Annotated in this window: 4 protein-coding genes; all 4 read left to right on the top strand. The window is 71.6% G+C overall.

All coding sequences use genetic code 11. The annotated features are described in order from the left end of the window. The first annotated feature begins 54 nt into the window (after nucleotides 1-54). From WMJ97_RS14625 to WMJ97_RS14610, 4 genes are read left to right on the top strand one after another with little or no spacing between them, the layout of a single operon-like run. Nucleotides 55-1,026 (top strand): siderophore ABC transporter substrate-binding protein, encoded by a 972-nt coding sequence (locus WMJ97_RS14625; protein ID WP_347349738.1) that lies wholly within the window; start codon nucleotides 55-57, stop codon nucleotides 1,024-1,026. Further along, nucleotides 1,023-2,066 carry an iron chelate uptake ABC transporter family permease subunit gene (locus WMJ97_RS14620; RefSeq protein ID WP_347349737.1) on the top strand — a complete coding sequence of 348 codons (1,044 nt, stop codon included), beginning with the start codon at nucleotides 1,023-1,025 and terminating at the stop codon, nucleotides 2,064-2,066. Before WMJ97_RS14625 ends, WMJ97_RS14620 begins: the two co-directional genes overlap by 4 nt. Nucleotides 2,067-2,118: 52 nt before the next feature. After that, a complete protein-coding gene (locus WMJ97_RS14615) occupies nucleotides 2,119-3,144 on the top strand; it encodes an iron chelate uptake ABC transporter family permease subunit (RefSeq protein WP_347349736.1) in 1,026 nt (341 codons plus the stop codon). Continuing rightward, complete coding sequence (locus tag WMJ97_RS14610) at nucleotides 3,141-3,926, top strand: ATP-binding cassette domain-containing protein (protein WP_347349735.1); 786 nt, start codon at nucleotides 3,141-3,143, stop codon at nucleotides 3,924-3,926. The genes WMJ97_RS14615 and WMJ97_RS14610 overlap by 4 nt, the downstream gene beginning before the upstream one ends. Nucleotides 3,927-3,964: the final 38 nt, after the last annotated feature.

Raw genomic sequence — 3,964 nt, 5'->3', positions numbered from 1 at the left:
CAAACACCGACTCGACACCACACCGACTCGACAAGACACCGACCAGGAGCATCCATGCGACGCCCCCTCTTCGGCGCCCTCGCGGCCGCCGTCGCCCTCATCCTCGCGCTCACCGGCTGCGCGGCCGCACCCGCGGCGTCCTCGGAGAGTGCCGGAGGCACCGTCTCCGTGACGCACGCGCGCGGGACGCTCGACGCGCCCGCGAACCCCGCGAAGATCGTCGTCATCGACCACGCGAGCCTCGACACGATCAAGACGCTCGGCTTCGCCGACCGCGTCGTCGGGACGCCGAAGCGCGGGCTGCCGTCCTCGCTGGAGAACTTCGCCACAGACGCCGTCACCGACGTCGGGACGCTGCAGGAGCCCGACGTCGAGAAGATCGCCGAACTGAACCCCGATGTCATCGTGATCGGAGGCCGCACCGCCCCGAAGTACGACGAGCTCGCCAAGCTGGCCCCGACGCTCGACATGTCCACGGCGTCCGAGAAGCCGGTCGAGGAATTGCGCGAGCGCGCCGTCGCCCTCGGACGCCTGCTCGGCGCCGAGGACAAGGCCGTCGCCGAAGCGGACGCCGTCGCGAAGCTGGCTGACGAGACCAAGGCGCTCGCCACGGGCGGGGGACAGGGTGGACAGGGCGCCGGCAAGGCGCTGATCCTGCTGACGACGGGCGGCAAGGTGTCCGCGTACGGCCCGGGGGCCCGGTTCGGCAGCGTGATCCACGACACGCTGGGCGTCCCGGCCGCCGCGCCCAACCTCAAGAAGGACCGCCACGGCCAGGCCGTCAGCTTCGAGTTCATCGCGCAGGCCAACCCCGACCGGCTCTTCGTCATCGACCGGGACGCCGCGATCGGCCAGCAGGGCAAGTCGGCCCAGCAGGTGCTCGACAACCCCCTCGTCGCGGGGACCAACGCCTGGAAGAACAAGCAGGTCACCTACCTGGACGGCGGCGAGTGGTACGCGGTCGGGTCCGGTTTGACGACGATGCGGTCGATGATCGAGAACGTCCGCGGGGCGCTCTCCTCGTGACCACCACCCTGACCCGGCCGTCGACTCGACACCCCGAGTCCGGCCGGCTCGCTCCCCGTCGCCGGATCCGTCCGGCGCGGGGGGCGGGCGTCCTTGTGCTCGGCTGTGCGCTGCTGGGCGGGCTCGCCGCCGCGTCCCTGGTTGTCGGAGTCGCGGACATCAGCGTCGCCGGCGTCCTCGCCGGGGGCCCCGAGCGGGACGTCCTGTTGGTCAGCCGGCTCCCACGCACGCTCGCGCTCGTGCTCGCGGGTGCCGGGCTGGCCGTCGCCGGGCTGATCATGCAGCTCCTCACCCGCAACGTCTTCGTGGAACCCTCCACGGCCGGGACGCTCGACTTCGCGTCCCTGGGGCTGCTCGCCTGCGCGCTGCTCTGGCCGGACGCCCCCGTCTGGACGCGCATGACGCTCGCCACGCTGGCCGCCCTGGCGGGGACGGGCCTGTTCCTGCGCATGCTGCGCGCGGTGCCGGTGCGGGACGTCCTGCTCGTCCCGCTGCTCGGCCTGATGCTGGGCGGCGTCGTCGGGGCGTTCACGACGTTCGTCGCCTACCGGACCGACCTGCTCCAGAGCCTGGGCGCCTGGACGACCGGTGACTTCTCGGCCGTCCTCGCCGGGCGCTTCGAACTGCTCTGGGTGGCGGGGGCGCTCGTGCTCGTCGCCGGGTTCGTGGCGGATCGGTTCACTGTCGCGGGGATGGGGGAGTCGTTCACGACGAACCTCGGGCTCGACTACCGCCGCACGATGGCACTCGGGCTGACCGTCGTCGCCGTCGTATCGGCGACCGTCGTCGTGACGGTGGGGGCGCTGCCGTTCCTCGGGCTGGTCGTCCCCAACATCGTGCGGGCCATCGTCGGGGACAACGCCCGCAGGGCAGTGCCGCTGGTCGCCCTGCTCGGCGCCGGGATGGTGATGGGGTGCGACCTCATCGCGCGCCTGGTCATCCACCCGTTCGAGATGCCGATCGGGACGGTCATGGGGGTCCTCGGGGCCCTCGCGTTCCTGGTCATCCTGCTCGGACGAGGGGGTCCCCGTGTCCGCTGAACCGCGCACCGCCACCGTGCGCACGATCCCTGCGCAGACGACCACTGCGAACGTGACTCAAGCGCACACGACTTCTGAGCACGCGACCCCTGCGCACCCGGCGCGGACTCACCCCGCCCCTTCCCGCGCCGTCGGCCCCGGCGTCCGGCTCGCCGCGCTCGCGGTCGTGGCGGCGGCGGTCTGCGCGCTCTACCTCGCCTGGGGACTGACCGGCAACTGGCAGTTCCTGATCGGACGCCGCGCCCTCACGGTCGCGACGATGGTCGTCGTCGCGGTCGCGATCGGCATGTCGACGGTGTTGTTCCACGCGGTGACGGCGAACCGGATCCTGACCCCGTCCGTCATGGGGCTCGACGCGCTCTACCTGGCGCTGCAGACGGCGATCGTCTTCGCGCTGGGAGCCCAGGGGGCGTCCTTGGTGCCGGGCCCGGCGCGGTTCGTCCTCGAGCTCGCCGCGATGGTCGGGGCGTCCGTGGCGCTCTTCGGCCTGGTCATGGGCCGATTCGGACGATCGCTGACGCTGCTGCTGCTCGTCGGGATCCTGCTGGGAGGCCTGCTGCGAGGGGTGTCGTCATTCCTGCAGCGGATCATGGCGCCGCAGGAGTTCATCGTCCTACAGGACCGCTTCTTCGCTGACTTCACCGGAGCGGACCCCGTGCTGCTGGGCACGTCGGGCGTCCTGGTGGCCGTGCTCGGCGTCCTCGTCTGGACGCGCCGGCACGAACTCGACGTCGTCGCCCTCGGGCACGATCTCGCGGTGTGCCTGGGCGTCCGGCACCGTCGCGTCACCATGCAGGCGCTCGCGATCGTCGCCCTGTTGGTGGGCGTCGCGACGGCCCTGGTGGGGCCCACGCTTTTCTTCGGGCTGCTGGTGGCGCACCTCGCCTACGCGGTGCTCGGCACCGACCGTCACGCCTGGACGCTTCCCGGCGCCGCCCTCTCCGGCGTGATCGCCCTCGTCGGCGGGCAGTTCCTGTTCGAGCGGGTGCTCGGGCTGGAGGGCAGCCTGTCGATGGTGGTCGAGTTCGTGGGCGGGCTCCTGTTCATCGGACTCATCCTGAGGAGGACGCGCTCGTGATCGTCACCGAGCACCTGCAGGGCGCCTACGGCGACACCATCGTCGTCGACGACGTCTCCATCGCCGTGCCGCGCGGGGGGGTGACGGCCCTCGTCGGACCGAACGGCGCCGGCAAGTCGACCCTGCTCGCCCTGGTGAGCCGCCTGATGGGTCCGCGTGCCGGCACGGTGACGGTCGACGGGCTGGACGTGACCACGACCCCCAGCGACGCCCTGGCGCGGCGCCTGGCGATCCTGAAGCAGGACAACCACCTCTCGGTCCGGCTCACGGTCGAGGAGTTGGTCGCCTTCGGGCGCTACCCCCACTCCCACGGACGCCTGACGGCGTCCGATCACGACCACGTCCGCCGGGCGATGGGGTATCTCGATCTCGAACCACTCGCGGGTCGATTTCTGGACGAGTTATCCGGAGGGCAGCGGCAGCGGGCTTTCGTCGCCATGGTGCTCGCCCAGGACACCGACTACATCCTCCTCGACGAGCCGCTCAACAACCTCGACATGGCGCACGCGGTCCGCATGATGTCCCAGTTGCGCGCGGCCGCCGACGACCTCGGGCGCACCATCGTCATCGTCCTCCACGACCTGAACGCCGCAGCCGCCTACGCCGACCACATGGTCGCCATGAAGGACGGCCGTGTCGCCGCCGCCGGGACCGTCGCCGACCTCATGCGCGAGGACCTTCTCTCTGCCGTGTTCGATCTCCCCGTCCGCGTCCTGGACGTCGACGGCGTGAAGCTCGCCCGCTACTACGGAGTGCCGGTGGCGTCCACCACGAGCGCGTAGCGCGGGCCTCCCCGTGAGCGGGTGCGCCGCTCGGGCCC

The sequence above is a fragment of the Nigerium sp. genome, from assembly GCF_039811905.1.
In the GTDB taxonomy this organism is placed as follows: Bacteria; Actinomycetota; Actinomycetes; order Propionibacteriales; family Propionibacteriaceae; genus Propioniciclava.
The sequence above is the reverse complement of the archived record's forward strand: the minus strand, read 5'-3'. Positions and strand labels throughout refer to the sequence as shown.